This is a genomic window from Sulfuricurvum sp. (genome assembly GCF_049305995.1).
Classification (GTDB): Bacteria; Campylobacterota; Campylobacteria; order Campylobacterales; family Sulfurimonadaceae; genus Sulfuricurvum.
Genome location: NZ_JBAQPS010000332.1, coordinates 1 through 2,885, shown reverse-complemented (window position 1 = coordinate 2,885; position 2,885 = coordinate 1). Strand labels below are relative to the sequence as shown.

At 36.4% G+C, this 2,885-nt stretch carries 3 protein-coding genes; all 3 read right to left on the bottom strand.

All coding sequences use genetic code 11. From position 1 onward, the window contains the following. Nucleotides 1–81: 81 nt before the first annotated feature. A complete protein-coding gene (gene tgt / locus WA010_RS11370; RefSeq protein ID WP_422557229.1) occupies nucleotides 82–1,203 on the bottom strand; it encodes a tRNA guanosine(34) transglycosylase Tgt in 1,122 nt (373 codons plus the stop codon). Between the two features lie 103 nt (nucleotides 1,204–1,306). Then, on the bottom strand, nucleotides 1,307–1,654 hold the full coding sequence (locus WA010_RS11365; RefSeq protein WP_422557228.1) for a nucleotidyltransferase domain-containing protein: 348 nt from the start codon (nucleotides 1,652–1,654) through the stop codon (nucleotides 1,307–1,309). 58 nt (nucleotides 1,655–1,712) lie between these two features. Beyond that, the coding region (locus WA010_RS11360) for a putative dsRNA-binding protein (RefSeq protein ID WP_422557227.1) at nucleotides 1,713–2,885 on the bottom strand (1,173 nt) is incomplete at its 5' end.

The window sequence follows — 2,885 nt, the reverse complement described above, 5'->3', positions numbered from 1 at the left end:
CATGGTCACCCTAATGTTGTAATAAATTTGTGAAATAATTGTATCCTAAAAAGAGGTTTATTAAACTTTAGATCATCATATTTAAGATTGTCTTCGAGCATAAAAATCCTTTTTAAATTCTACAAATTTTCCCGCTAAGATCGCTTCTCGCGCTTGACGCACCAGCCAGAGATAATAATGGAGGTTATGGAGCGATGCGAGACGAAAATAGGTCAACTCTTTGGAACGGAACAAATGGTTCAGATAGGCACGGCTGTAACGACGGCAGGTGTAGCACTGACACGCAGGGTCGATGGGTTCAGCATCAAATTTATAGCGCGCCCCTTTGATATTTACTTTCCCAAATGTTGTAAAAAGGGTGCCGTTACGGGCATTACGGGTCGGCATAACACAGTCGAACATATCGACGCCCCGTTCGATGTTCTCGACTAAATCTTCCGGTGTTCCGACCCCCATCAGATAGCGGGGCTTGTCACTCGGCATGAGCGGTGTCGTGTGCTCTACGGTATCGTACATGAGGTTATTGGCTTCTCCGACAGAGAGTCCCCCGATAGCAAATCCGTCATAATCCATCGCGCACAGCTCTTCGGCTGATTGGGTACGGAAATTAAAGTCCGTCCCCCCTTGGATGATGGCAAAGATATTTTGGTTGAGACCGACCCCTTTGGTCTGATTGTTGCGATGGTAGTCGATTGACTGTTGTGCCCATTGGGTCGTTCTTTGGATTGATGTTTTGATCCGCTCCTGCGTTGCGGGTAGGGCGACGAGATCATCGAGGATCATCATGATGTCGCTGTTCAGATTGTTTTGAATATCGATTACTTTTTCGGGGGTAAAGAAGTGTTTGCTTCCGTCGATATGCGAGCGAAATTCGATCCCCGATTCGGTCGGTTTGGAGATGTCGCTAAGGCTGAATGCTTGAAACCCGCCGCTGTCGGTCAAAAAGCTCTTCGGATAGGTGGTAAACCCGTGCAATCCTCCGAGCTTTGCGATGGTTTCATCACCGGGACGTAAATAGGTGTGATAGGTATTGGCTAAAATGATTTGGGTATCTAAAAGATCGGTCATGTCGGACATATCAAGCCCTTTGACCGAACCTACCGTCCCCACCGGCATAAATATAGGGGTTTGTATCGTCGAATGTGCCGTGGTGATGGTACACGCTCGTGCTTTGCCGCAAGTGGCATCGACCTTAAATTCCATAAAAGACCTTGAGTTTTTTCGTTATTTTACCGCATCTAAGCGGGTTTGTCATTAATACACGCAGTGATTATTAGATTTCATGCACAACTCAAGATTAGAAAATCTAATCCCGTTCGCCCTGAGCCTGTCGAAGGGTGTTTCGTTCATAGAGCACTTTCCCGTTTTGGAGAATATCTACTTTGTAAAAATAATCTTCTCTTTGATCGATGAAATTGGCAGGAGCAGAGAGCAGATCAAAACCGATCTTGTATTTATAGATCAAATCGGTGATGTTTTTCATCGCTGTCGCTTCAAAATTGCTATCATCGGTATCTTTGACCAAAAATAGATCAATATCGCTTTCTTCTGTAGGATTTCCGTAAGCGTAAGAACCGAACAGGATGATTTTATCGGGATCGAGTGTTTTGAGGCGTTCGACTATTTCGTGTTTGACTATTTCGATGTCTACCATCTGATCCCTCCTGTTTTGAAATGGGAATAATTGTACATTAAAATGAGATGAATAAAAATTATTTTTTTAGTATCTTTAAGGGATATTTTTCAATAAAATTAGAATTTTTATATGTTTCATGTGATGCAATTCGTTTTGCTTCTTTTTTATTTGTAGCTATACCTTTGCCATAGAGTATATTTTCTATATAGCAACCAATTTCAAATGTTTTATTATGATCTTTCCCACTTTCATTTAATACAATATAGACAATGCTGTTGCTTGACAAGCCAATTTTTGGATTTTGTATGTATTCTTGTAATAAGTTTGTATAATCCACATAAAGGTCATCTGTTTTAAAATCTTTCCATATTTCTCGTATATAAGACTCAGTAAATTCAAGACCATATTCTAAAAAATATAGAGCTAATAGAGATTCTACACAACTTAGTTTTACCGAAATAGGTATAGAATTATTTGGCAAATTGCTTTTTAAAAAGTATTGAAAGTTCATTGTATCAAAATAATTTTCTAATATAACACCAACATGAGCTTTATTCAACATTGCAATATATTTGTTGAAAGACTTATCTTCAAAATCTTTTAAACTATGTAACATCGCAATTGTTCTAGAGAGATTTTCAATAAATGATCCTAAAAAAGACAAACTATCATTAGATCTTGAAAAAGGCTCAAAGTGTATAATGCTTATATGTGAAAATGCAATATCAAGCATATATAAATTTGAAATTTCTTTTGGTAATAAAATATTTAATTCTTTTAGTTGATTTTTTCTTTTTTCAGTGAGATCATATGGGTGAAGTTTATAATCTTTAATTACTTTCTTTTCAATATAGCTATATTTTTTGATAAAATTATGTACTGCATTTTCGGCAGCGTTCTCTTGAGCATTTTTTTTACTATCTCCAGTCCCTCTACCTAATACCTCAGAATTTATTTCAACATTGAATTCAAAAACTTTTTTATGATCAGGACCATTTTCACTAATTTGTATGTATTTTGGTAGTCCATATTTTTGTTGTGACAATTCTTGTAATAAAGTTTTATTATCAAATGATTTATATTCATCATAAACATATTCGTTTGTATAATCAAAATAGTCATTAAATATCTCATTAAATTTTTTAAATTCTAAATGCCAACAAAGAACTCCTAAAAGCTCAAAAAAAATATTTTGAATATTATTCTTCATAACTGAATGTGAGGATAAATATATATTACATTTAATCGC